General features: G+C 71.7%; 22 protein-coding genes and 1 pseudogene. 9 read left to right on the top strand and 14 right to left on the bottom strand.

Annotated elements, in window-relative coordinates; all coding sequences use genetic code 11:
* Positions 1 to 233: 233 nt before the first annotated feature.
* Both AB0J04_RS10975 and AB0J04_RS10970 read right to left on the bottom strand, forming a co-directional pair.
* Entirely contained in the window at positions 234 to 2981 is a 2748-nt protein-coding gene (locus tag AB0J04_RS10975; RefSeq protein ID WP_363168054.1) for a cation-transporting P-type ATPase, read from the bottom strand.
* Positions 2978 to 3808, bottom strand: a complete 831-nt coding sequence (locus AB0J04_RS10970) for a universal stress protein (RefSeq protein ID WP_363168053.1) — start codon at positions 3806 to 3808, stop codon at positions 2978 to 2980. The genes AB0J04_RS10975 and AB0J04_RS10970 overlap by 4 nt, the downstream gene beginning before the upstream one ends.
* A gap of 293 nt (positions 3809 to 4101) precedes the next feature.
* Here AB0J04_RS10970 and AB0J04_RS10965 point away from each other — a divergent pair, with 293 nt between their 5' ends.
* On the top strand, positions 4102 to 4980 hold the full coding sequence (locus AB0J04_RS10965; protein WP_363168052.1) for a universal stress protein: 879 nt from the start codon (positions 4102 to 4104) through the stop codon (positions 4978 to 4980).
* An 81-nt stretch (positions 4981 to 5061) separates the two neighbouring features.
* On the opposite strand, the gene AB0J04_RS10960 is transcribed toward AB0J04_RS10965, so the two are convergent.
* Positions 5062 to 6282, bottom strand: a complete 1221-nt coding sequence (locus AB0J04_RS10960; RefSeq protein ID WP_363168051.1) for an IS110 family transposase — start codon at positions 6280 to 6282, stop codon at positions 5062 to 5064.
* Between the two features lie 239 nt (positions 6283 to 6521).
* Between AB0J04_RS10960 and AB0J04_RS10955 the strand changes: the two genes are divergently transcribed.
* Genes AB0J04_RS10955 through AB0J04_RS10945 form a run of 3 tightly spaced genes read left to right on the top strand, consistent with a single transcriptional unit; the run spans position 6522 to position 8369 of the window.
* On the top strand, positions 6522 to 7511 hold the full coding sequence (locus AB0J04_RS10955; RefSeq protein ID WP_363168050.1) for an ABC transporter ATP-binding protein: 990 nt from the start codon (positions 6522 to 6524) through the stop codon (positions 7509 to 7511).
* Between the two features lie 6 nt (positions 7512 to 7517).
* A complete protein-coding gene (locus tag AB0J04_RS10950) occupies positions 7518 to 7706 on the top strand; it encodes a hypothetical protein (protein WP_363168049.1) in 189 nt (62 codons plus the stop codon).
* Between the two features lie 33 nt (positions 7707 to 7739).
* On the top strand, positions 7740 to 8369 hold the full coding sequence (locus tag AB0J04_RS10945) for an ABC transporter permease (RefSeq protein WP_363168048.1): 630 nt from the start codon (positions 7740 to 7742) through the stop codon (positions 8367 to 8369).
* Here AB0J04_RS10945 and AB0J04_RS10940 read toward each other — a convergent pair.
* The 6 genes from AB0J04_RS10940 to AB0J04_RS10915 form a co-directional block, all read right to left on the bottom strand.
* Positions 8341 to 9345 carry a hypothetical protein gene (locus AB0J04_RS10940; RefSeq protein WP_363168047.1) on the bottom strand — a complete coding sequence of 335 codons (1005 nt, stop codon included), beginning with the start codon at positions 9343 to 9345 and terminating at the stop codon, positions 8341 to 8343. The genes AB0J04_RS10945 and AB0J04_RS10940 overlap by 29 nt on opposite strands.
* Positions 9346 to 9507: 162 nt before the next feature.
* The gene (locus tag AB0J04_RS10935; protein ID WP_363168046.1) at positions 9508 to 10404 is read right to left on the bottom strand and encodes a universal stress protein; all 897 of its coding nucleotides are present in this window, start codon (positions 10402 to 10404) and stop codon (positions 9508 to 9510) included.
* Positions 10405 to 10482: 78 nt separating this feature from the next.
* Positions 10483 to 10914, bottom strand: a complete 432-nt coding sequence (locus tag AB0J04_RS10930) for a universal stress protein (protein WP_363168045.1) — start codon at positions 10912 to 10914, stop codon at positions 10483 to 10485.
* A 121-nt stretch (positions 10915 to 11035) separates the two neighbouring features.
* A complete protein-coding gene (locus tag AB0J04_RS10925; protein WP_363168044.1) occupies positions 11036 to 13405 on the bottom strand; it encodes a glycosyl hydrolase family 65 protein in 2370 nt (789 codons plus the stop codon).
* Positions 13402 to 14127: a beta-phosphoglucomutase family hydrolase gene (locus tag AB0J04_RS10920; protein WP_363168043.1), complete on the bottom strand. Its 726-nt coding sequence runs from the start codon at positions 14125 to 14127 to the stop codon at positions 13402 to 13404. Before AB0J04_RS10920 ends, AB0J04_RS10925 begins: the two co-directional genes overlap by 4 nt.
* Before the next feature lie 67 nt (positions 14128 to 14194).
* The gene (locus AB0J04_RS10915) at positions 14195 to 15070 is read right to left on the bottom strand and encodes a universal stress protein (RefSeq protein WP_363168042.1); all 876 of its coding nucleotides are present in this window, start codon (positions 15068 to 15070) and stop codon (positions 14195 to 14197) included.
* Between the two features lie 196 nt (positions 15071 to 15266).
* Between AB0J04_RS10915 and AB0J04_RS10910 the strand changes: the two genes are divergently transcribed.
* From AB0J04_RS10910 to AB0J04_RS10900, 3 genes are all read left to right on the top strand, one after another.
* Positions 15267 to 15992, top strand: coding sequence for a CBS domain-containing protein (locus AB0J04_RS10910; protein WP_363168041.1), 726 nt, complete (start codon positions 15267 to 15269; stop codon positions 15990 to 15992).
* A gap of 30 nt (positions 15993 to 16022) precedes the next feature.
* A complete protein-coding gene (locus AB0J04_RS10905) occupies positions 16023 to 16244 on the top strand; it encodes a hypothetical protein (protein ID WP_363168040.1) in 222 nt (73 codons plus the stop codon).
* Positions 16245 to 16358: 114 nt separating this feature from the next.
* A complete protein-coding gene (locus tag AB0J04_RS10900) occupies positions 16359 to 17015 on the top strand; it encodes a CBS domain-containing protein (RefSeq protein WP_363168039.1) in 657 nt (218 codons plus the stop codon).
* Positions 17016 to 17117: 102 nt separating this feature from the next.
* Here the strand turns inward: AB0J04_RS10900 and AB0J04_RS10895 are convergent.
* The 5 genes and pseudogenes from AB0J04_RS10895 to AB0J04_RS10875 form a co-directional block, all read right to left on the bottom strand.
* Positions 17118 to 17309, bottom strand: a pseudogene (locus AB0J04_RS10895) (Hsp20/alpha crystallin family protein); the annotation flags it as partial.
* 294 nt (positions 17310 to 17603) lie between these two features.
* Entirely contained in the window at positions 17604 to 18518 is a 915-nt protein-coding gene (locus tag AB0J04_RS10890) for a universal stress protein (protein ID WP_363168038.1), read from the bottom strand.
* Between the two features lie 261 nt (positions 18519 to 18779).
* Positions 18780 to 18977, bottom strand: a complete 198-nt coding sequence (locus AB0J04_RS10885) for a hypothetical protein (protein ID WP_363168037.1) — start codon at positions 18975 to 18977, stop codon at positions 18780 to 18782.
* A 411-nt stretch (positions 18978 to 19388) separates the two neighbouring features.
* Positions 19389 to 20906, bottom strand: coding sequence for a HAMP domain-containing sensor histidine kinase (locus AB0J04_RS10880; RefSeq protein ID WP_363168036.1), 1518 nt, complete (start codon positions 20904 to 20906; stop codon positions 19389 to 19391).
* Positions 20903 to 21652 carry a response regulator transcription factor gene (locus AB0J04_RS10875; protein ID WP_363168035.1) on the bottom strand — a complete coding sequence of 250 codons (750 nt, stop codon included), beginning with the start codon at positions 21650 to 21652 and terminating at the stop codon, positions 20903 to 20905. Before AB0J04_RS10875 ends, AB0J04_RS10880 begins: the two co-directional genes overlap by 4 nt.
* A 234-nt stretch (positions 21653 to 21886) precedes the next feature.
* On the opposite strand from AB0J04_RS10875, the gene AB0J04_RS10870 reads away from it, so the two are divergent.
* Positions 21887 to 23239 (top strand): ferric reductase-like transmembrane domain-containing protein, encoded by a 1353-nt coding sequence (locus AB0J04_RS10870; RefSeq protein ID WP_363168034.1) that lies wholly within the window; start codon positions 21887 to 21889, stop codon positions 23237 to 23239.
* A 7-nt stretch (positions 23240 to 23246) separates the two neighbouring features.
* Positions 23247 to 23723: an FMN-binding protein gene (locus tag AB0J04_RS10865; protein ID WP_363168033.1), complete on the top strand. Its 477-nt coding sequence runs from the start codon at positions 23247 to 23249 to the stop codon at positions 23721 to 23723.
* The last annotated feature ends 12 nt before the right edge of the window (positions 23724 to 23735 follow it).

The following is a 23735-nucleotide window of genomic DNA, read 5'->3' as shown; positions in this document are numbered from 1 at the left end:
CGTGTGCGGCGCGCAGTGCGGAGACCGAGGCGGCGCCGGAAGCATCCGAGACGCCTCCCACGTGCGGGCGCAGAGGCCGAACGGCCCCGGTTCCAGGGACGGTCGGCCCCGGCGCAGGGTTCTGGCGAAAGAGAGCAGGCCCCGGCTCCCAGGCTCGTCCGGCGGAATGGGCCGGCGGAATGGGCTGCACGGCCGCAACATCCGGCCGTGCGGCCCCACTTGTCCCGAAAGCGTCACTCGGAGGATGTCGATCCGCGCCGACTCCCCCGCCCCGCGGCACGCGCCACCAGCTCGGCGAGGAGCACGCTGGACGCCGTGGCCAGGCACACCGCCCACTGCTCCGCGTCCAACGGCACGGTGCCGAAGACGCTGTTGGCCCACGGCAAGTGCACCGCGACGACCTGCACGACGAGGACACCGGCCAGGCACAGCCACAGAGTGCGGTTGCGGAGCTGGTGACGGCCCAGCACCGGGCCGTCGTCCGCACGGACGTTGAGCGCGTTGACCAGCTGGAACAGCACGAAGGTGGTGAACGCCATCGTCAGGGCCGTCTCCGCGCCGACGCGCTGACGGGCGAGGGCGAGCAGCCCCACCGTGCCCAGGGCCATGACCGCGCCCGCGCGGCCGACGGCGAGGAGGCGGCGGGCGTCCAGGATCCGTTCGTCCGGGTCGCGCGGCGGGTGCCTCATGACGTCGTCCCGGGCCGGGTCGACGGCCAGGGCCATCGCGGGCGGACCGTCCATGATGATGTTGATCCACAGGAGCTGAGCGGCGGTGAGGGGCGCGGGCAGTCCGGCCAGGGCGGCTCCCAGCAGGGTCAGGATGGCGCCGATGTTGGTGGCCAGCTGGAAGCGTACGAACTTGACGATGTTGCCGTAGATGGCGCGGCCCTCGCGGACGGCCCGCACGATGGTGGAGAAGTCGTCGTCGGTGAGGACCATGTCCGCGGCTTCCTTGGCCACGTCGGTGCCGGTGCGCCCCATCGCCACTCCGATGTGGGCGGCCCGCAGCGCGGCGGCGTCGTTGACTCCGTCACCGGTCATGGCGACGATGTGCCCCTGGCTCGACAGGGCGCGGACGATCAGGACCTTGTGCTCCGGAGCGACGCGCGCGAACACACCGATGCCGTTGACACGCCGGCCGAGTTCGTCCTCCGTCATACGGTCCAGTTCCGCGCCGGTGACGACGTCTGCGTCGATCCCCAGTTCGCGTGCGATGGCTGCTGCGGTGTCCGCGTGGTCTCCGGTGATCATCTTCACGGCCACTCCGGCCGAGCGACACAGCGCCATCGCCTCTCGGGCCTGGGGGCGGGGCGGGTCCGCGATACCGGCGATCGACGTCAGCGTCAGTCCGGGCAGCGAGGCCGGCGTGACCATGGCCGGGGCGTCGTCGAGCAGCGCGGTTGCCGCGCCCAGCACCCGCAGGCCTTTGCCACCCATGTGCGAGACGACGGCGAGGATCTCGTTCCTGCCCTCGTCGTCGAGGCTCCGCACGCCGTCACCGGCATGGACGTCTGTGCACAGGTCCAGCAGGACGTCCACCGCGCCCTTGACGAAGACCCGGGTGCGGCCGTCGAGCTCCGTGTGGAAGGTGGCCATGTACTTGGTGGCCGCGTCGAAGGGCAGTTCGCCCGTTCGTGGGCTCTGTGTCCGGAGCCGGTCGGCGTCCAGGCCCGCCTTCGCCGCGAGCACCACCAGCGCGGCCTCGGTGGGGTCGCCCAGGAAGCCCTCGTCCGTCAGGCGCGCGTCGTTGCACAGGGCGAAGGGCAGGAGGACGTCCGGCAAGTCGTCCTGACCCATGGGGGCTTGGGTGTCGGCCGAGCGGACGTCACCCTGCGTCCCGTACCCCTCGCCTGTGACCTCGTAGGACCTGCCGCCGGTCCACACGGAACGTACGGTCATCTCGTTGAGGGTGAGCGTGCCGGTCTTGTCGCTGCACACGACCGTCGCCGAGCCGAGGGACTCGACCGCGGCCAGGCGTTTGACGATCGCCCCGCGGCGCGCCATCCGGTACACACCGAGCGCCAGGGTGAGCGCGAGCACGGCGGGGAGGCCCTCGGGGATCGCGGCGACGGCCAGAGCCACGGCGCGCAGGGCGATGTCCGCGGGCGCCTCGCCGTGGATCAGCGCGGCGAGGGCGTAGACGACGACCGCGACACCACTGACCAGCGCGAGCCGCTTGCCGAGGCTGTCCAGCTGGATCTGAAGGGGACTGGGCGGCTCTGTCCCGGAGCGCAACTCGGCGGCGATCGCGCCCAGTTCGGTGCTCATCCCGGTACCCGTGACGATCGTCTCGGCACGACCGCGGGTCAGGGACGTGTTCATGAAGAGCATGCCGGTGCGCTCGGCGAGCGGTACCGGGGTCGCGTCATCGCCGGGCGTCGCGGCCACACTCTTGACGACAGGTTGGGACTCGCCGGTCAGGGCGGCCTCGGCCGCCTCGACCGACTCCGCGACGATCAGTCGTCCATCGGCCGGAACCCGGTCGCCGGCTTCCAGCAGCACCAGGTCGCCGGGCGCGAGGGTGTGCGCCTCGACGACCTGCTCCCGGCCGTCGCGGCGCACCCTGGCGGTGGGTACGAGCATCCGGCGCAGGGCCTCCAGGCTGTGTTCCGCGCGCCGCTCCTGCAGGTAGCCGAGGACGGCGTTGATCTGCAGCACCACGGTGATCACCACGGCGTCCTTGATGTCGCCCAGGGCGGCGGCCACTACGGCGGCGATCAGAAGGATGCCGATGAGCCAGTTGCGGAACTGGTCCAGAAACTTCAGCCACTCCGGGCGCCGGGCCGGTTCGGCAAGCCGGTTCGGCCCGTACGCGGCGAGCCGCTCGTCGGCCTGCACGGTGCTCAGACCCGTTGCCGGGTCGACGTCGAGCGAGGCCGCCACCTGGGCGGGATCGAGCCGGTATGCGTCCGCCAATGCCGCGGACCGCCCCGTGACCGCCCGTGCCCGCGCGTTTTCGGTCGTCGTCGGCCCGGTCACCGGTTCTCTCCCTCTTCGTGGATCACCGCGACAGGGCAGCCGGCGCGCCGCAGGGCCGCACGGCTGATCGTGGCCTGCAGGACTGCGGGCCATTCGCCCCGCCGCCGCGCGCCGACCACGACGAGCTGGGCTTGCGTGCTCGCTTCGATGACCGCTCGGCGTGTCCCGCCCCGGACGCGGGGACGGCGCACGGTGACGTCCCCGTACTTCTCCCGCAGCGCGGCCAGTGGGTCGTGGGGCCCCAGCCCGTTCCGGGGCCGCCCGTTCCTCGTCGCGAACCCGTTCAGCACGACCACGTCCGTTTCGCGCGCCGAGGCCTCGGCGAAGGCGAACTCGGCCGCTCGTCGGCCGACGTGTCCGTCGTCGCAGGCGAGTACGACGGGACCGGCGGAGTCCGGCCGGCCCCGGACCATGAGCACCGGAGAACTTCCGTGGGCGGCCAGCCGGGCGGCGACCGAACCGCGTCGTCCGCTGCCGGCCCGGCTCACGGGCCGGCTGCCCACGACGGTGAGCGACGCCCCGCGGGACTCGGTCTCCAGCACCGACGCGGCTTCGCCCATGAGGACCGTGTGCGTCACTCGCACGGCGGGAGCGGCGCTGCGAGCCCGGCGTTCGGCCTCCGTCAGCGCGCCGTTCGCCGAGCCACACGACCCTGAGCCGCCCGGATCCCACGGATGCACGCCTGGCGGCACAGAGGCAGCCGGCCACTCACAGGCATGCACCAGCCCGAGCTCCACCCCCAGCCGGACGGCCTCCCGTGCGGCGGCCTCCACCGCGGCCAGGCTCGACGACGAGCCGTCCACTCCCACCAGTACAGGGCCGTTCATGACGCTCCCCCTTTCCTCTCGCACACTTCAGGACCGGAGCGGTGGTGCTCCCCGACGCGACGGCGAACAGCCCTGTGCTGCCGGCCCCCTCGGGTCCGGCGGCCCTGTCCTGCTTCCTCACTCCACGGTCCCCTCGCGCAGATCGCTCCGGCAGGGGCCGGTCGGTCCCCGAAGCACACCGTCCGGCCCTGTCCCCGGCGGGCTCGGAGTCCTGAGGATTGAGGCGATGGAGGGAACTGCGCGCGGTCGCCGAGGCTTCGGTCACCCGTCGCGCCGGACACGGGAGGTGTGTGATGACCGGACCCGTCGTGATCGGACTCGACGGATCGCCCGGGAGCGTGACGGCCGCGTGGTGGGCCGCCGAAGAGGCCGCTCGCAGGCGGTTGCCCTTGGTCCTGCTCCATTCGTGGACCACGCAGCCGCTCGACGTGCCGATCCCGCAGGAGACCCAGAGCAAGCAGCGGTACGGGCAGGAACTGCTCCAACGCCTGGAGACCGAGTTGCTGCACCGGCACGGCGATCTGACTCTGACGACAGAACTGGTGTCGGACACCGCCGCACATGCCCTTCTTGACCACAGCAAAGGCGCGTCTCTGCTGGTGCTGGGGTCGCGCGGCTTCGGTTCGGCGGCGAGTTTCCTCCTCGGTTCCATCAGCCTGCACGTGCTGGGCCTCGCACAATGCCCGACGGTCACCGTCCGCGCCGGCGATCTCGCTGTCGAGGCCGGTTGGGGTCATCCGGCCGCGGCGGACCGTGACGAGGTGGTGGTCGGCTTGTCGGTGGCGGGGCCGGCGAGCGACCCGCTGCTGGAATTCTCCTTCGCCACCGCGGAGTCGTACGGCATCGGTGTGCGCGTGGTGCGGGCCCTGCCCCGCCACGCCCCGCATCTGACCTCCCCCGAACGCGCCGACGACCGGCACAAGTCGGAGGAACGCACGCGGCTCACCAGCACGGTGGCCATGTGGCGACAGATGTTCCCGGACGTCCCCGTCGTGGAACAGGTCGTCACGGGATCGGCCGCGCACGCCCTGTTGTCCGCCGCCGCCCGCAGTCGGCTCACCGTGGTGGGCCGCCATCGCCATCCGTCCCACCTGACGTGGAAACTCGGCCCCGTCGCGCACTCGGTGCTGCACCACGCTCCGAGCCCCGTCGCCGTCGTGCCGCATGACTGAGACAAGGCACACTCGAGCCCACCACTTTCGAACCCGTGGCTCCGCGATCGAGGTGACGACATGAGTTTCCTGAGTCAACCTCTATGCCGCCAAAGGCGTCTCCGCGGCCGTGTTGATCTTGCTGTTGGACTGGTGGATCACGGGGTCGTAGCAGACCCCGTCGCGCCAGCACGCCCACATCACGCGCAGCCATGCTCGGGCGAGGATGCGGATCGCGTGGGGGTGTCGCTTCTTGCGCGCCCTGGCGTCGTTGTAGATCTTGGCGGCCCAGTCGCTGCCGTGTCGGCTGTTGTCGGCGAAGGTGGTCAGCGCGAGGCGCGCTCTGCGGTTGGCCGCGAAACGGAAGGAGACCGTGCGGGCCTTGCCCGAGGCACGGGTGACCGGGACGACGCCGGCTTCGGCGATGAGCTGTTCGCAGCTCTGTGCGCGTTCCAGGATCGGGCCGATCTCACCGATGACCTGCCCGAGGCTGACCTTGCCGATGCGCGGCATGGTGGCGAACAGCGGTGCGTAGGGATGGGTTGCGGCTGCTTCGGCGATGGACTTGTCCAAGGTGCGGATCGTCGCGCGTATGCCCTGCACCAGCTGCACCTGGACCCGGACGAGCTGTCCGGCGACCTGTTCGCCGAGGCGGGAGGCGGCCTTCGGGGCCGAGCGCAGGCGTTCGATCAGGATGCTGCCGGGCTTCTTCCCGGAGTACCCGTGGCGCTTGCACCAGGCTTCAAGGCGTCCGGCGGTGAGTCTGGCGGCGGAGGCCGGGGTGGGGTAGCGCTCCAGGAAGGCCATGGCGATGTCGCTGTCCAGTTCGTAGAAGACGGCCTTGCCGCCGGGCCAGTGCTCGTCCAGCAGGGCGGCGAGCTGGTCGACGGCGGCGACCTTGGCCTCGATGTGGTCGGCGCGCTGCCGGGTAAGGGCCTGGAGGTCGAGGGTGGCCTGCTCGGTGGGCTCCAGCCTCGGCAGCAGGTGTCCGTCGGTGCGCAGGTAGTCGGCGAGTTTCATGCTGTCGCCGGCATCGGTCTTGGCCTTGGAGGCGCCCCAGCGTGCCCGCATGGCGTGGAAGGCGTTGGGGTGCACCGGCACGATGGGGTGCCCGGCAGCGAGGAGACGGTCGACGGCCAGGCCACGGGTGGTCTCGATCGCGACAGGCAGGTCTGCCGGGGCACCGTGTTTACGCAGCCGGGCCAGGGTCTTGGTGAACCCCTCCTCGGTGTGGGCGAGTTCCCACCGGTCGATGCGCTCGCCGGTGGCGTCCATGACGGTCACGTCATGGGTCTCGGTCGCCCAGTCCCATCCGATGAACACGAAGGTCGTACTCCTGTGCCTGTGACGGAGCACCTGCCCGGTGGTGAGGTCGTCTGCCGGGAGCTCATTAATCGGCCCTCTGCGGGGCGTGTCCCTGAAGCCGATCAGACGGCCTCGGCCCGGCGGGGCTGGCGGAACTCATGTTGGCCGTCGAGCAGCTCGCGACACTGGCCATGCACCCACCGGGACCGAGAGGTCACAACCCTACCGAAGAGGGCTGCAGAAAGGATCGTCCTCTAATGAGCGACCGGACCAGCCACCCGCCCGGCCCGGCCGGGGAAGCCGCACTGCTCGACTGCGCGCACCTCGTCAGACGGTTCGGGGACAGAACGGCCGTCGACGACGTGAGCCTGCGCATCGCGCCCGGTGAGACGTACGGCCTGCTCGGTCCGAACGGAGCCGGCAAGACCACCACGATCCGGATGGTGTGCGGACTGCTGCGTCCCGACTCGGGAACCGTGCGAGTGGCGGGGCAGGCGGTGTGCACGGACGCGGGACCGGCGAAGCGGCTGATCGGCTTCGTCCCGCAGGACGTGGCGCTCTACCCCGACCTCAGCGTCCGCGAGAACCTCCGCTTCTTCGGCAGGCTCTACCGGCTGCCCCGCCGCCGTCTGGAGCGCCGGGTGGACGAGGTGCTGGAGCTCATCGACCTGGGCACCCGAGCCGGTGACCGCGTCGACTCGCTGTCGGGCGGCATGCGCCGTCGCCTCAACATCGGAGCCGGGCTGGTGCACGCGCCGACCCTGCTGGTGCTGGACGAGCCGACCGTCGGGGTCGACCCGCAGAGCCGGCACGCGATCCTCGAGAGGGTCACGCGGTTCGGCGAGGACGGCATGGCCGTCCTCTACACCACGCACTACATGGAGGAGGCCGAGCGGCTGTGCGACCGCGTCGGCATCATCGACCGTGGCCGGCTGGTCGCCGAGGGCACCACCCGCGAGCTGGTGTCGCTGGTGTCCGAACGCGACCGGGTACGGCTCACGGCCGTCGGCGACGTGGCCGGGTACACGGAGGTGTGCCGACGGCTCGTCCGGGTGGAGGGCGTGGCCCTGACCGGGGAGCGCGGCAACGTGGTCGAGCTGATCGTCAAAGACGCGCGGAGTCTCCTGCCGGAGCTGTTCGACCTCGCCCGTGAGCAGGGCCGTCTCGACATCCGCGGCGTGGAGATCGACGAACCCGACCTGGAGACGGTGTTCCTCCACCTGACCGGCACGGCACTGAGGGAGTGAGCCGTCATGCGTACGGTGCTGTCCATCGCCGCCAAAGACCTGCGCCAGCGGCTGCGCGACCGCTCGGCCTGGGTGATCGTGTTCCTGGCACCGGTGCTCATCGCGGGCCTGATGGCACTGGCGTTCAGCAGCAATGCCGGGTTACCGAGAGCGTTGATGAACACGAACAGCACCAGCATTGTGGGGGTGCTGTAGCTGTAGCCCAGGGGGAGATAGCCGCTGCGGCCGTTGACGGTCTCCGGAGGCGCAGCCATCGTGCAGACCCGCAGGACCGGCGTGTACACCCGCGCACTCGCGGCTCCGGTCTCCCCCCGTTCCCTCGTGCTCGGCGAGTCCGCGGCCTGCCTCCTGCTCGCGCTCCTGCAGTCCCTGCTGATCGTGGGCATCGGCGCGCTCGCCTTCGACGCCGCGTGGGGCGATCCGCTCGCCGCAGCGGTCCTGGTCGTCGTGTGGGCGGTGGTCGGTACCGGAGCCGGGGTCCTGGCCGGGGCGGTGTTCAGCACCGCGGAGCAGGTGCACGCGGTGGGGCCGGCGCTCGGTATCTCGTTGGGCATGCTCGGCGGCTGCATGTGGCCGCTGGCCCTCGTCCCCGACTGGCTGCGCACCGCAGGACACGCGACACCGCAGGCCTGGGCCGTGGAGGCGTGGACGACCCTGCTGTCCGGGGACGGCGATCTGTACTCGATCCTGGGAGACCTCGGCGTGCGCGGCGCCTTCGCGGTGGCTCTCCTGATCCTTGCCTCCCTCGCTCTGCGACATCGGTTGACCGGAAGCCGTCTGGCACGACGACTGCGCACGCGGCGACCACGTCTTCGGACGGGCGCGCGGCTCAGGTCAGGCCGGCGCCGGCCGTCCTGAGGACTTCAGCGACCGGGCGCCGGGGCAGCGGCCGTACACACGGCGGATACCCGAGCCGGAAGATCATCTGCGGGAAGGCCCCGCCGCTGAGCGTCTGCCGGATCCTCCCCCTCAGGGACGGCACTTCCAGCGGCTGGGTGTGGAAGGCCGCCATGACCCCGTGGTCCGCCGCTTCGAGCAGGATCCTCTGGAGGGCTTCACCGGCCCGGAGCCAGGCCGCGGGGTCGTCACGGTCCGTACTGAGGATCGCGACCGGTCCGGTTCGCGAGGACCGTCGCTGCGGAGGGGCGGGGAACATCCGGGTGAGGTCGACATAGTCCCGTCCGGGGAAGATCGTGACATCCGGGTGTGTCACGTCGGTGTCGACGGGGATCCCGTCGTACCGCGGCGCGCCGGGCCACCAGGTCCACCGCCTCTGCTCGGCGGCGTACTCCGGACGGGACCTGTGCGCGTCCTCGGCGATCCGGACCAGCTCGGCCAGGTGCCGCCGGCCCGCCCGGTCGGTGACAAAATCCAGTACGGCGCCCGCACGGTGTGCGTGTTCGTGCAGGTCGTCAGGGAGCGACGGTGGCAGCGGCTCCGCCAGGAACGGCCCGCTCACCGTGTGGCGGCGCCGCAGGGCACCGAACAGCCGCTCGTCCTCGGGTGAGGGGCGCTGGTAGGCACCCCACGCCACCCGGGCCAGGAACGCCGGGTCCGCCGGGCGCGGGAAGTGCTCGACGACCGGGTTGAAGCCCAGGTGGTGCATCGCCAGCCGGACGTTGAAAAGAGCGGCACCACAGCTGATGACCGATTCCCGGCCGGCAGGGTCGGCGAGAGGGAGTCTCCGGGCTCCGTCAGCGTGCACCTCGATGCCCCTGTCCTCGTCCTCGGCGACGAAGGTCCAGGGCTGCGTGTTGCACGGAGACGGTGCGGTGACTGCGGCTCGGACCAGGTAGGCGGATGCGTGGCAGGGGTCTGCGTGGACGGTGAACATGATCAGGACCACCCTTTCTCCGGCTTGCTCTGACGGGCGGTCCCCGAGAGCTGTGACGTGCTCGCCCCAGCCGCGATCTGTGGGACCTCGCCGTCCTGCCGCACGACGTCGACTCGACGACGCCGTGCGGCAGGCGGGTCGGTCGACGCCCGCAAGCGAACGTCAGTCGTGCGGGACCAGCACGACCGGCCGGTGCACGTGGTGGAGCAGCGCGTGGGCCACCGGACCGGTGTGCGAGCCGACCTCAGCACGCCGCCGCCGGCGGCCCACGACCAGCAGCCCGGCCCCGCCCGCCGCGCGTACGAGGACGTGGGCGGCACGCCCCTCGTGGAGGTTCTCGCGGACGACCACGCCCGGGTACTTCGCACGCCACGGTTCGAGCAGCTCCACGAGTTCGCGTTCCGCCTCCTCCCGGATCCGCGTACGCTCCTCGACGCTCGGGACGCCCCTGGTGAGCGGCACGTGCCAGGCGTGCACGGCGCGCAGCGGCGCCTTGCGGAGTTCGGCCTCGCGGAACGCGAAGTCGAGGACGTCGTCGCAGGGCCCGCCGGTGTCGACGGCGATCGCGACGTCACGATAGGGGGTATCGGCCGACGCCTTTCCCGAACCGTCGGGGAGGTGTTCGTCCGCCGCCGTCTCGCCCGCCCGGACGAGGACGACGGGCCGGTCGACGTGAGCGACGGTGGCCATGGCGACCGACCCCGACATGAACCCGCCGACGCCACCCGTCCCTTGACTCCCGATGACCAGCAGCTCCGCGCTCTCCGCCTCGGCGAGCAGCGCGGGACCTGGCTGCTTGCGTACCTGCTCGGCGGCGATGTACAGCCGCGGATACCGTTCGTTCAGCAGTTCGAGGGCCCCGCACAGCACCCGCCGCGCGCGGTACTGGGGTACCCGGATCTCGGGCAGGTCCGCGTCGGCGCCGTCGTCGGGCAGGCCCTCCCAGGCGTGCACCAGACGGAGCGGCAGTCCGCGGCGCAGGGCTTCCCTGGCAGCCCAGTCGGCCGCGGCGAGGCTCGCCTTCGAACCGTCCAGACCGGCCACCACTGGCCTCGTCATGACCGTCACCTCCTTGTTCTGTCCGCGCTGCCGCGGGGCCTTCGGCAACGGACCCGCGCAGCACGGTCCGGGCTCTTCCTAGAAGTGGGGCACCACGGCGACGGGGCAGCCGACGTGGTGGATCGCGGCATGGGTGACGGGTCCGGTGCGGGGGCCGACAGGGCGTTCGCTGAGGCGGTGTCCCACGACGAGGAGGCTCGCTCCGGTGGCGGCCCGGACCAGCGCCGTAGAAGGCTTCTCGTCCACGACCGTCTCCAGGACCTCGACGTCGGGGTACTTGTCGCGCCACACCTGGAGCACCGCCTTGAGGAAGCTCAGCCACTCCTCGCCCTGCCAGGAATCCTTGACCAGTCCGATGTCGCCGGGGCCGAGGCCGATGGGGCCGGCCGTGTGCCAGGCGTGCACGAGGTGAAGCGGCTTGTCCCGTCGCTCGGCCTCGCGAGCCGCCCATGCCGCAGCGGCCAGGCTTTCGGCGGATCCGTCGACTCCGGCGACAACGGGTCGAAGCATCTCGGCACCTCCCACGCTCGTTCTGTCATCCGGTACCAGCGTCACTCCGCGGCCCGTGCGGGGGCAGAGGCTGCCCGGTCCCCTCCGGGGGCCGTCCGGCCCCTCTCCATGACGCCGGCCGTCAGTCCGGAAGGAGGAGGTGGCACCTCTCGCCCGGTTGCACGCAGACCGCTCGGTCCGCCAGCCGGATATCGATCGGCGAACGGTCGGACGGCGGTACCGTCACCTCCAGCCCTCCACGCTCCAGGCGCAGCCGGACACCCCAGTGCCCCTGATAACGAAGGGAGAATCCATAGGACGACAGCTCCGGCAACGGCACCGGATCGAGCCACAACGCCCCCTCGCGGGTCTCCAGCCCGGTCAGCCCCCGCTGGACGAGGTCGAGGGTGCCGGCCATGGCACCGAGGTGGATGCCCTCTCCCGTGGTACCGCCCTGCAGGTCGGCGATGTCGCCGCGCAGGGCCTCCTGGCAGTACCTCCACGCCTCGGCGCGCCGCGCGCGGGCCAGCACCCAGCCGTGGACCAAGCCGCTCAGCGTGGAGCCGTGGCTGGTCCGGTGGAGGTAGTGGTCGACGGTGCGCCGCCAGATGTCGTCGTCGAGCCGGTGGCCCAGTCTGCCGAAGAGATCGCGAAGTTCGGCCGGTGAGAAGAGGTAGCCGAGCATCAGGACGTCGGCCTGCTTGGACGCCTTGTAGCGGTTGACGGTGTCGCCTTCCGCCTCCAGGATCCGGTCCAGGCGCCGGATGTCGCCGTACCTCACGCGGTAGCCCTCCCAATCGAGTTCGGCGAGGTCCCCGTAGCCCTCGAACTGGCTGATGACGCCGTCGTGGAAAGGCACGTGGAGGGTGCGCGAGACGTCCTCCCACTGTTCGAGCTCGCCGTCGTCCAGGCCGGTGCGCTCGGCGAGTTCGCGCCGCCGGGGCTCCGGCAGGGTCCGTACCACCTCCAGAGCACGGGTGAGCACCCAGGCAGCCGTGACGTTCGTGTACGCGTTGTCGTCGAGTCCGGGTTGCCGCGCATCGGGATAGGCGTCGTGGTACTCGTCGGGACCCATCACGCCCCGGATGCGATGGCGGCCCAGATGCTCGTCCCAGGTGGCCGAGTCCGCCCAGAAGCGCGCGATCTGCAGCAGCATCTCGGCGCCCTTGGTGTGCAGGAACTCGGCGTCGCCGCTGGCCTCGCAGTACTGCCACACGTTGTACGCCACCGCCGAGCCGATGTGCCGCTGTAGCCGCGAGTGATCCGGCAGCCAGCGTCCCGAGCGAGGGTTGAGGTGGAGCTCCTGCGTCTCCTCGCGCCCGTCGCTGCCGCTCTGCCAGGGGTACAGCGCGCCGCGCCGGCCGACCGCGCGGGCGGCGGCACAAGCCTTGTCGAGGCGGCGATGCCGGTAGCGGAGCAGGGCGCGGGACACTTCGGGGAAGTGCAGGTTGAGGTACGGCAGCACGAACAGCTCGTCCCAGAAGACATGGCCGCGGTACGCCTCCCCGTGCAGCCCCCGGGCCGGGACGCCGACGTCCAGATCGGCCGTGTGCGGGGAGAGGGTCTGCAGGACGTGGAAGTGGTGCAGCCGCAGAATGTCGCCGGCCTCCCCGGCGACCTCCAACTCGGCCCGCCGCCACAGCTGGTCCCAGGCCGTCAGATGGTCTTCGAGCAGCTCGTCGAAAACGGGCGCCGCGCCCACCCGGTCGATCGCGGCGTCCAACGGGTCGCTGATCGCGGGATCGCGGGAGGTGTGCAGGGCGACGGTCTTGTCGACGGTGACGGTACGGCCGGGCAGCAGCCGCAGACGCACCCGCTGGCCGACACGCGATTCCTCGTGCCGGTCGGTGACCGGGGAGTCGGCGCTCACTCGGGCCGCCATGCCGATGCGGACATCGGAGGTACGAGTCCGGCAGCGCAGCCACACCGTGTCCGGCTTAACGGACCCGGCATGCAGCCGAGTGAGGTGACGGCCGTCCAGTTCCCGGTAGCGCGCGACCCCGGAGTTGGTGACCCCACCGTCCAGCGCCGCTTCGACGTCGAGGTCGCCGGCGAAGCCCTCGGCCGTGAACTCGGTGCGCAGCGCCGCCAGATGAGGGTCGGCCATGTGCACGAGCCGCTGCTGCCGTACCGCCAGCACCCGCCCCTCGCCAAGCGCGTACCGCGTCCGGCGCTCCAGCAGCCCCGAGGCCAGGTGCAGCGTCTGCCGGTGATCCAGCACCGGTGCGGTGTCCGGGGTGAGCCACTGCTGCCCGGCAAGGCGGAACCGGAGCGGCAGCCAGTTCGGGACGTTGACCATGTCCTCGTTCTCCACCCGACGCCCCGCGATGTCCGTGGTGAGGCGGTCATAGCAGCCGGCCACGTAGGTGCCGGGGTAGTGCACGTCGTCCGCGGCGCACTCCGGGAGCGCCCCCCGGGTGGCGAAGTAGCCGTTGCCCAGCGTGCACAGCGACTCCCGCAGGCGCTCCTCCGCCGGGTCGTAGCCGTCGTACTCCCACGTCCAGCCTGTCACCGTCGTACCCCCTCGTCGAGCAGCTCTCCGAGGTCGTGTACGACGATGTCGGCGCCGTGCCGCAGAAGCCTGTCCCGGGTGTCCGCACCGGCCGTCCGGTCCACGCCGACGACGAGGGCGAAGCCCCCGCGGCGGCCCGCCTCGACGCCCGCCAGGGCGTCCTCCACCACGGCTGCGCGGGCAGGCGGAACACCGAGCCGACGTGCCGCTTCGAGGAACAGGTCGGGCCGCGGCTTCCCCGCGAGTCCCAGGCGGGCCGCCTCACCACCGTCGACCAGGACCTCGAAGAGATTCAGCACACCCGCCCCGGCGAGCAGCTCGCCCGCATGCCTCGACGCGGAGGCCGCGGCGACGGGCACCCCGGCCGCGCGCAGCGCGCGTGCCAGCCGCACGGTCCCCGGATACGCGTCGACGCCATGCTCGCGGAGCCGCTCGGTGAACAGTCGCTCCTTGTCCGCCGCCACGGTGCACACCATCGCCGTCGCCGGGTCGAGGCCGCGCGACGCCAGAAAGGCGGCGGCGCCGTCGAGCCGGGACCTGCCGTCCACATACCGCAGGTAGTCGTCGCCGGGGTCGAAGGGACGCCGCTGCGCGGGATCCTCGGGCGGGTGCTCGGCCAGGTAGGCGTCGAAGGCGATCTTCCAGGCGGCCGCATGCACCTTCGCCGAGTCGGTGATCACTCCGTCCGTGTCGAACACGACCGCCTCGATGCTCCGCAGCATGGGCGCGAGCACGTCACGTGACCAAACAGCCGTCATCACTCCCCCTACGGGCGGGCACGATCAACGTTCACGCCGACTGCGGCACTACCGCCACCGGGCAGTCCGCGTGGTGGAGCAGGGTGTGGCTCACCCGGCCGAGCTGGAGCCCGAGGTGGCCGTGCCTGCGCCGGGCCCCGACGATCACCAGGTCGGCGGCGGCCGAGCGGCGCACGAGGACGCTGTGGGCCGGTCCCTCGGCCGTGACCCGCCGCACCCGGACAGCCGGGTGGTCTGCCATGGCATCCCGCAACAGCGTGTCGAGCACGGCCGACGCCCGCTCCTCGTGCCGGCGCACCGGTTCGTCCGCGAGGGCGGGATCGTCGGCGCTCGCGTGCGCGGGGCAGCGCCAGGCGCGTACGACGTCCAGGGTGCAGCCGCGCGCCTCGGCCTCGCGGAAGGCGAAGCGCGCGGCCTCGGCACCGGTCACGGGCTCTCCCGCGCCCAGCAGGATCCGCTCGTGGGAGCCGGCCAGGCCCGCCTTGTCGCCCCGGACCACGATCACCGGGCAGTGCGCGCGAGCCGCCACGGCCAGGCTCACGGAGCCGAGGAGCAGGCCCATCAGCCCACCGTGCCCCCGCACTCCCGTCACCAGGGCGAACGCGTCGTCGCCCTCGCGCAGGAGGGTGTCCACGGCGTCGTCGGGGACGATGTCGGTGGTGATCTTCACGTCAGGGTTGCGCCGTCCGGCACGTTCGGCCGCGGAGGCGACGAGGTTCTCGACGAGCACGCGCTCGGACGGGCGGCTGAGGCTGTCGGGCGGAACGGCTCGCTCGTACCGCGCCCGGCGCGAGGCGTGCACCAGCCGCAACGGGATACCGAGCCGGGCGGCCTCGTCCACCGCCCAGTCCACCGCCGTCAGACTCGCATCGGATCCGTCGACGCCCACGACCAGGGGAAGTGTCATCCTCCCCACCGCCTTCCAGACAGCCACAGGGTTCCGACTTCACGGTCGCACCGACCGGCGGGCCGCACGAGGGGCGGGTCGGCCCTTGGCCGGGCCGTTCGGCCCATGTGGTCCGCGCGCCCGTGGCAGGAAGCTGAAGTCGAGGCCCCTGAAGGGGGTTCGTGATCGCTGCCACCCATGAAAGCGAGGCTCAGTCATGAAGCCCACGAGGACAGGCGCCCTCATGGTCGGCGACGTCGTCACCGCACGGTGCGACACGCCGTTCAAGGAAGTGGTGCGCCTGCTCGACGAGCACCGCATCAGCGGGCTCCCGGTGATCGATCAGAACCGCATGGTCGTCGGTGTGATCTCCGAGACCGACCTCGTGCTGCGGCAGCGCGAGCCGGAGTCCGCCGGCCTCTGGGCGCGCTGTCGGCGTGTGCTCAGCGCCCGCGCCCGGCACGCCGAAGCCAAGAACCGTGCCCGGACGGCCGACGGAATCATGTCGCAGCCCGCCGTCACCGTCCGCGCCGAGGCCACGGTCGCCGAGGCCGCCCGGCTCATGACGGAACACCGCGTCGAGCGGCTGCCCGTGGTGGACCAGGAAGGCACCCTCGTCGGCATCGTCACGCGCCGGGACCTGCTCCAGGTCTTCCTGCGCACCGACGACGAGATCCAGCGCGACGTGCAGCAGGAAGTCTTCCTCAACACGCTCTGGCTGGCCCCGTACACCGTCGAGGCGACCGTTCGGGACGGTGTCGTCACGCTCACCGGTCAGCTGGAACGGCGCAGCGAAATCCCGGTCGCGGTCGGTATGACGCGGCGGCTGGACGGCGTCGTGGACGTCGTCGACCACCTCTCCTACCGCATCGACGACAAGCCCCCGCAGCCCACCGGCCTCGCCGTGCACGGCGTCGCCGACGACTGGCTGCGCAAGCTCTGAACGGGGAGTGCTCAAGAAAGGACAACGGCCATGATCCCCCTCCTTCTGATCGTCGCCACCGTGCTGGGCACGTGCCTGGTGTTCGGCTACAGCTCGTTCGTCGTCGGCTTCGCACTGATGGCGGTCGGCGTCCTGGGTCTCATCGCCTTCCTGTCGACGCCGGGCGCGGTCCTGCGCCCCGGGGAACGGGAATTCGTCGAGGAACGGCACTACTTCGGCAAGAACGACGACCACCGGGAGTTCCGGAAGTGACAGTCGCCGTTGGCGTGGGGCACGCCCTGCGCCCCGTTCTGGTGGAAGGGCGCCCTGCGGGTTCTCCCGGACCGAGCGCAGGGCGCCCCTCCTGATCACCTCAAGGAGGAGATCATGCAAACCAGCCCGCACGTCGTGAGCGACGTGATGACACACGCCGTCGTCGCCGTGGGCCGCGACGCGCCGTTCAAGGACATCGTCCGGCTCATGGAACGGTGGAAGGTCAGCGCGCTCCCCGTACTCGAAGGCGAGGGCCGGGTGATCGGCGTCGTCTCCGAGGCCGACCTGCTGCCCAAGGAGGAGTTCCGGGACGACGATCCGGACCGGATCACCCAGCGGCGGCGCCTGTCCGACCTGGCGAAAGCCGGCGCGCTGACCGCCGAGGAGCTGATGAGCAGCCCGGCGGTCACCGTGCACGGCACCACCACACTGGCCGAGGCGGCACGCATCATGGCCAGGCGCAACGTCAAGCGGCTGCCCGTCATCGACGACGGGGGCAAGCTCGATGGCGTCGTCAGCCGCTCGGATCTGCTCAAGGTGTTCCTGCGGGACGACGAGGACCTCACCGAGGAGGTACGTCACGAGGTCGTCGACCGCCTGTTCCCGCTGCCCGCCGACCACATCCGGGTCGAGGTCTCCGACGGCGTCGTGACCCTCACCGGATGGGTGGACGGCGCGGAGCTGATACCGGTGGCCGAGCGTCTGGCGCGGGCCGTCGAGGGAATCGTCGACGTCCGCTGCCACCTCACCGGCGCGATCGGCGCCCAGTAGCACGCGGTGCCGTGCGTTCCCTGGCTGTCGAGCGCGGCAGCGGTGTGCGCGGTCGGCGATCCACCGGCCGCGCACACCCGATGCGGCCCGACATGCCCTGTCTCAGCCGCGCCGCACCGCAATGGTCCTGGTCCGCGCCTTCTCCTCCGGGACCGGGACCGTGACGGTCAGAACACCGTCCTTGTACTCCGCGGTCGCCTCCTTGCCCTTTGCTCCGGCCGGCAGACGCACGGAACGGGCGAAGGCGCCGTAGCGGAACTCCGTGCGGTGCTTCCCGGTCGTCTCTTCTGCGCTGCTCCTAGACCCGTCGTCCGCAGGTCACCCGTTCGTGAAGATCAATCGGACATGCTCGACCGGCGTCAAACAGAGCCGCACACCTGGGCATCGCACGGTGCCCGGGTTTCGGTCAGCCCCAGTCGGACCCGGTCGTCGATCATGGTTTCGGCAGTCACGAACGAGTGACCTGCGAAGTCCGGGCCTAGACGCGGATGCCGTGCAGCCCCGGAGCCGTGCGCATCCCGGGGAATCCTCCCTCGGCCCAGCCGAACAGCTCGGGCAGCGTCCCGGTCGGCTGTGGCGCCGGATCCGTCAGTCGTGCGGCACCACCGCTACCGGCGCGGAGGCGTGCTGCAACACCGCGTGCGTCACCGGGCCGATGCGACCGCCGACCAACGCGTGGTTCCTCTTCCGCCCGACGACGACCAGCGACGCGTCCCGCGAGGCGTGCACGAGATGACGGCCTGCGCTGCCGATGACGGCCTGCGCGCGCACCTCCACGCCGGGGAACTTGTCGTTCCACGGGCGCAGGAGGTCGCTGAGTCCATGCCGTGCCTCCTCCGCCAGCTCGGCGTTGAGTCCCGAATCCAGGACGGCCCCGTAGCCGTAGACGGCCGCCGGGTTCCAGCCGTGGACGACCCGCAGGCCGACCGCGCGACGACGGGCGGTCTCGAAGGCGAACTCGACGACGGCGTCGGCCGGTTCCTCCAGGTCCAGCCCCAGCACCACGTCGCGGTAGGGGGTGGTGCTCGACGCGGCGCCCGTGGCGTCCGGCAGATGCTCGCCCTCGGCGTGCTCACCGGCCCGCACGAGGACGACGGGCCGCTCGGCGCGCGCCACCACGGCAAGGGCGACGGAGCCGACCAGGAACCCGGCCACCGTGCCGAGGCCCCGGGACCCGAGGACCAGCAATTCGGTGTCCTCCACGGCCGCCAGCAGAGCCGGGACGGCCTCGTCCTCGGCCTGCTGGGCGGTGATCCGCAGGCCGGGGTGGCGTTCCGTGAGCCGGGATTGCGCCTCGCGCAGCAGGTGAGCGACCCAGTCGCGCTGAGCTTCGATCACGCCTGGCGCCGAAGCCCCCATGAAGGGGGTGTACAGAGGACGCAGCGAGTCCCGGGCATGCAGGAGACGCAAGGGCGCCTCTCGTTGCGTTGCTTCGCGAGCGGCCCAGTCTGCGGCGGCGAGGCTTTCGGGCGAGCCGTCGAGACCGACGGTGATGGCAGGCATGTGCGGACCTCCTTCAGGGGTGCACCGTCAGTCTCCGGGCCACGCGGCTGCCACAGGAGGGGCCAGAAGTCCCGGCCGGGAGCCGATCGGCCCTCAGGAAACGGCGACTGACGCTGTGCCTGTCACGGCGGGATCAATCACCGGACGAAGGAACCGACCCTCCGGCCGGGCAGGGTGGTGACTGCGGCGCGGGTGTCGGGCTCAGCAGCATGGGTCGGGAACCAAGTCCCCAGCCCATGGAAGCAATGCCGGTCAGGCACGTCAGCAGTGCACCGACGTGCGGTGGTCCTTGCGAACCGGCCGGTGCGGCATCTGCGGCAGCGCCTTGGGGGTCCGACGGCGCAGCAGCCGGACGGCAAGACCGTCGAAGGCCGCCGTGAGGACGCATGTCAGCCCCACGGCCAGCACGAGCAGCACCACGAACCGTTCCCAGAACTCCGGTGTGAGACTGGTACCCACTGTCCTCAGCCCTCCCTGGTCGGCCTCGTTCTCCTTGCTTCCAGCCAACTCCGCAACACGTAGGTGCGCATGAGCCGAGGGGACCGCGCAGAGGTCCGAAACGGCCCTTGTACACGGGGCCGCACGGCACGGTACGCGTCGACGAGGCCGCGGACGCGCGTGCCCTGGGGGCCGCGAAGCCCACGAGGGCGTGACCCGGGTCGCGCGGCAGGCGGTGCGATTGGGGCCGGTCGGCCCTGGTGGCCGTGCGGTCCTGGTGGTGTGCTGGAGGTGGCGGGAAGGACCCGACGAAGACGCGGAGAAGCGGCCGCAGAGGGCCGCGCACCGCGCAATCAGGATCCGCGAGAAGCGGGTGGCGTCCTTCCCGCCCTGCCGTGCCACAGTCCTCCGCCCGCCGGCAGCGGCATCTCATCACCCGTTGCCTTCTGGGAGCCGTACGGTGAAGGTGGTCGACCCCGGGCCGCTCTCAAGCGTGACGCTTCCGCCGTGGGCCTCTGCCACCGCCGCCACGATCGACAGGCCGAGGCCGGCGCCGGTGCCGCCGCCCGCGGCCTCCGCACGGCGGCGCTCCCCATGGGTGAAGCGTTCGAAAACCCTGGGCTGGACGTCCGCGGCGACGCCGGGGCCGTCGTCGTGGACCTTCAGCACCGCCGTTCCGCCGCCGGTCCCCAGCGAGATGGTGATCGTGGTGCCGACGGGCGTGTGCAGGCGCGCGTTGGCCAGCAGGTTGGCCAGCACCTGCTGGAGCCGGTGTGCGTCGCCCGGCACCGTCACCGGCTCCTCGGACAGCTCCAGCGTCCAGCGGTGTCCGGGGCCCGCGGCCTGAGCGTCCGTCACGGCGTCCAGGACGAGGCGGGTCAGATCGACGGGGAGACGTTCCAGCGGGCGGCCGGCGTCGAGGCGGGCGAGGAGCAGCAGGTCGTCGACCATCTCGCCCATGCGGGCCGCTTCGGCCTCGATGCGTTCCAGGGCCCGCACCACCTTCCGCGGCACCGGGCCTGGGTGCAGCAGCGCCAGTTCCGCGTGGCCGCGGACCGATGCCACGGGCGTGCGCAGCTCGTGGCTGGCGTCGGCGGCGAAGCTGCGCAGCCGTTCCTCGCTCGCGTGCCGTTTGGTCAATGCGTCCTCGACGTGGCCGAGCATCATGTTGAAGGCACGGGCGACCCGTCCGACCTCGCTGCGCGGGTCGCCCTCGGGGGCGCGCGGCCAGAGTTCGACCTCGCCGCTGGAGAGCGGCAGCCGGCTGACCCGGGTGGCGGTCGCGGCCACCCGGCTGAGGGGGCGCAGCGACCAGCGCACCCAGAGGGCCCCCGCGACTCCGGCGACGGCGAGCGCCGCGCCGAAGACGACCGCGGCGACCAGTTCCAGCCGGTGGACGGCGGCCTCGACGGGCTCCGTCGGCAGCCCGGTGATCAGGACATCGCCGTCCCTGCCCTGGACCGCCATCACGCGGTAGTCGTCCAGCGCCGAGAGGTCGATCGTGTGCCCTTTGCCGTCGGCCGGCACCTCGGCGAGCGTTCTCATGTCCGCGGCGCCGAGCGGAACGTTCTGCGCACCCGCGCCCGTGCTGGAGCCCACCACCGCGGCGTTGGTGACCGTGTCGCCGACCAGCCGGGCGCCGAAGGTTCCGACGGTCTGACGGCGGGTGTCACCGTCACCGTCCTCATCGCCGTCGTGGTCGGACGGCAGCGTCCCGCCGTGCTCGAGGCTCGCGGGGTACCGCACGCCCGCCTCGCGCAGCTGCTGGTCGAGACGGCCGGTGAGAAAGCCGTTCAGCTCCACCACCGCCGCCACCCCGACGGCCGCGCAGCTGACCGCGAGCAGCACGACGAGCCCTGCGGTGAGCCGCGCCCGCAGCGTGTGCGGCCTGGGCAGTCGCGACAGCCGCCGTCCCTCACGCGCCAGACGCTGCCGCGGCCCCGTCCTCACCGGGCCACCGGCTTGAGCACGTATCCGGCGCCCCGCACCGTGTGGATCATGGGCGGGCGGCCCGCGTCCACCTTCTTGCGCAGGTAGGAGATGTAGAGCTCGACGACGTGGGCCTGGCCGCCGAAGTCGTAGGACCAGACGCGGTCGAGGATCTGCGCCTTGCTGAGGACGCGTCGCGGGTTGCGCATGAGCAGGCGCAGCACTTCGAACTCCGTCGGGGACAGCTCGATCAGTTCTCCGCCGCGGATGACCTCGCGGGCCTCCTCGTCCATGACCAGGTCGCCGACGGTCAGCCGCGGCCCGTCCTCCGTCTGCCGGGCCATTCCGGCACGGCGAAGCAGACCACGCAGGCGGGCGACGACCTCCTCCAGGCTGAACGGTTTCGTCACGTAGTCGTCGCCGCCCGCCGTGATGCCCGCGATGCGGTCCTCGACGGCGTCCCGTGCGGTCAGGAAGAGCACGCACACGTCGGGGCGCACGGCGTGCAGCGAGCGCAGCACGGCGAAGCCGTCGGTGTCCGGGAGCATCACGTCGAGGACGACGGCGTCGGGCAGCAGTTCGCGTGCCGCGGCGACGGCCGAGACGCCGTCGCCCGCTGTGCGTACCTCCCAGCCCTCGTAGCGCAGTGCGCCGGAGAGGACCTCGGCGAGGTCGGGGTCGTCGTCGACGACGAGGACCCGGAGCGGGGCGCCGTCGGTCCGGGTCAGTGCGGGGCGGCCGTGGCCGCGCGGGCGAAAAGTGTTCATCTCAGGTACCAGGATGCGGTCTCGGCGTGTCCCGGGCTGCTCCGTCGACCTCTGAGTTCGCTCTGAGTCCGCCGTGCCGCCGGTCCGCTCGGACCGTCGGGCGGCCCTTCCCACCTGCGACGGGGCCGCGCCGCCCACCGTGTGCTGAGAGCGGGCTCAGAGGTTGCGTCGGCACAGTGTCGTCCCGGACGGCCGAAAGGACGGGGTCGTGGGGACAGCCGAAGGGACATACGGATGACGACGGCGTACGCGCAACGAAGGGTCTCCCCCGCGACTCCCGCACCACGACGCTCCCCCGCCGGCCCCGTGCTCGCCGTCCTGTGGGGCGGGGCCGCCGCCGTGGTCGCCCTGTGGTGGCACGACACGGGGTCGGTCGTGGGCGCCGCCGGCTGGCTGACGGGCGCCGGACGGATCGCGGGACTGCTGTGCGGGTACGCCTGCGCCGTCCTCGTCGGTCTGATGGCCCGCGTCCCGCTCCTGGAGCGACGGATCGGGGCGGACCGGGTGACGCGCTGGCACGCTATGGCGGGCCGCTACACGGTCTGTCTGCTGGTGGCGCACGTCGTGCTGATACTGCTCGGGTACGCCGCCCAGGACGGCTCCTCGCTCCTGGACGAGACGCTCACCGTGGTCCTGGACTATCCGGAGATGCTCAAGGCCACCGCCGGCACCGTCATCCTGCTCGCGGTCGGGATCGTCTCGGCCCGCGCGCTGCGCCGTCGGGTCAGTCACGAGTTCTGGTACTACGTGCACCTGCTCACGTATGCCGCGGTCTTCCTCTCCTTCGGCCACCAGCTCGCCCTGGGGTCCGACCTCATCGGCAGCCGGCCGGCCCAGGCCGCCTGGTACGCGCTGTACCTGGGCGTCGCTGCCCTGGTGGTGTGGTTCCGGATCCTCGCCCCGGTACGGCTCAACCTCCGCCACCGGCTGCGGGTCGACTCCGTGCACCGGGAGGCGCCGGGCGTGTACTCCGTCGTCATACGTGGCCGACGGCTGGACGAGATGGACGCGCGGCCCGGGCAGTTCCTGCGCTGGCGGTTCCTCACCGAGGGCATGCGCTGGACGTCCACGCCGTACTCCCTGTCGGCGCCGCCGCGCCCGGACCTGCTGCGCATCACCGTCAAGGCGCTCGGCGACCACAGTGCCGCGGTCGCCCTGCTGCGGCCGGGCACCCGCGTGTGGGCGGAGGGCCCCTACGGGGCGCTCACCGCGGACCGGCGGACCGCGCACAAGTCCCTGCTGGTCGCGGGCGGTGTCGGTATCACCCCGCTGCGGGCCCTGTTCGAGACGCTGCCCGGCGACGTCACCCTCCTCTACCGCGCCCGCACGGCCGAGGACCTCGCCCTGGGCGGCGAGTTGGCGGCCGTAGCAGAGTGGCGCGGGGCGAAGGTGCTGTACGCGCTCAACGGCCAGCACGGTCGGCGCCCCGACCTCACGGCCCACTCCCTGCGCGCGGTCGTACCCGACCTGGACGCCCACGACGTGTACCTGTGCGGCCCGCACGAATTCGCGCGGGACCTGTACGAGGAACTGCGCACAGCCGGGGTCCCGGACCGCCGCATCCACCACGAGTCCTTCGAGCTGTGAGGCCGTCTTGCACACGTTGAAGAAGAACCGTCCGCTGCGCCGCATCGTGTTGGCGAGCGCCGCGACCGTCTCCGGGATGGTGCTGCTGCTGTCGCTGAAGCCGCACACGACGCCGACCGTCGCCGGGTTGGCGGCCTCTCCCGCGCCGACCAGCAGTTCCAACACGTCGGCGGGATCGACAGGATCGAGCGGATCGGCGGCGACGGGAACCCAGACCCTCACCGGGGACTCCGTCCAGACCCGCTACGGCCCCGTCCAGGTCCGCGTCACGCTGAAAAACGGGCGACTCACCGACATCACCGCACTCGACTACCCCCAGGAGAACCCGAGGGACCAGCAGATCAACGCCTACGCCGTCCCGCAGCTGACCAGAGAAGCTCTCACGGCCCAGAGCGCCGGCATCGACACGGTCTCCGGAGCCACGTACACCAGCGACGGCTACCGCCGATCACTGCAGTCGGCACTGGACTCCGCGGACCGCTGACGCCCGCCGGGC

Origin of the sequence: Streptomyces sp. NPDC050263, from assembly GCF_040655955.1 — a bacterium.
In the GTDB taxonomy this organism is placed as follows: domain Bacteria; phylum Actinomycetota; class Actinomycetes; order Streptomycetales; family Streptomycetaceae; genus Streptomyces.
The sequence above is the reverse complement of the archived record's forward strand: the minus strand, read 5'-3'. Positions and strand labels throughout refer to the sequence as shown.

Coding starts and splice junctions, on each gene's coding strand:
- AB0J04_RS10930 (WP_363168045.1), bottom strand. CDS start 10,914: ATGCTTCGACCCGTTGTCGCCGGAGTCGACGGATCCGCCGAAAGCCTG.
- AB0J04_RS10875 (WP_363168035.1), bottom strand. CDS start 21,652: ATGAACACTTTTCGCCCGCGCGGCCACGGCCGCCCCGCACTGACCCGG.
- AB0J04_RS10915 (WP_363168042.1), bottom strand. CDS start 15,070: ATGACACTTCCCCTGGTCGTGGGCGTCGACGGATCCGATGCGAGTCTG.
- AB0J04_RS10920 (WP_363168043.1), bottom strand. CDS start 14,127: ATGCTGCGGAGCATCGAGGCGGTCGTGTTCGACACGGACGGAGTGATC.
- AB0J04_RS10900 (WP_363168039.1), top strand. CDS start 16,359: ATGCAAACCAGCCCGCACGTCGTGAGCGACGTGATGACACACGCCGTC.
- AB0J04_RS10910 (WP_363168041.1), top strand. CDS start 15,267: ATGAAGCCCACGAGGACAGGCGCCCTCATGGTCGGCGACGTCGTCACC.
- AB0J04_RS10950 (WP_363168049.1), top strand. CDS start 7,518: ATGCGTACGGTGCTGTCCATCGCCGCCAAAGACCTGCGCCAGCGGCTG.
- AB0J04_RS10905 (WP_363168040.1), top strand. CDS start 16,023: ATGATCCCCCTCCTTCTGATCGTCGCCACCGTGCTGGGCACGTGCCTG.
- AB0J04_RS10955 (WP_363168050.1), top strand. CDS start 6,522: ATGAGCGACCGGACCAGCCACCCGCCCGGCCCGGCCGGGGAAGCCGCA.
- AB0J04_RS10965 (WP_363168052.1), top strand. CDS start 4,102: ATGACCGGACCCGTCGTGATCGGACTCGACGGATCGCCCGGGAGCGTG.
- AB0J04_RS10970 (WP_363168053.1), bottom strand. CDS start 3,808: ATGAACGGCCCTGTACTGGTGGGAGTGGACGGCTCGTCGTCGAGCCTG.
- AB0J04_RS10935 (WP_363168046.1), bottom strand. CDS start 10,404: ATGACGAGGCCAGTGGTGGCCGGTCTGGACGGTTCGAAGGCGAGCCTC.
- AB0J04_RS10890 (WP_363168038.1), bottom strand. CDS start 18,518: ATGCCTGCCATCACCGTCGGTCTCGACGGCTCGCCCGAAAGCCTCGCC.
- AB0J04_RS10940 (WP_363168047.1), bottom strand. CDS start 9,345: ATGTTCACCGTCCACGCAGACCCCTGCCACGCATCCGCCTACCTGGTC.
- AB0J04_RS10870 (WP_363168034.1), top strand. CDS start 21,887: ATGACGACGGCGTACGCGCAACGAAGGGTCTCCCCCGCGACTCCCGCA.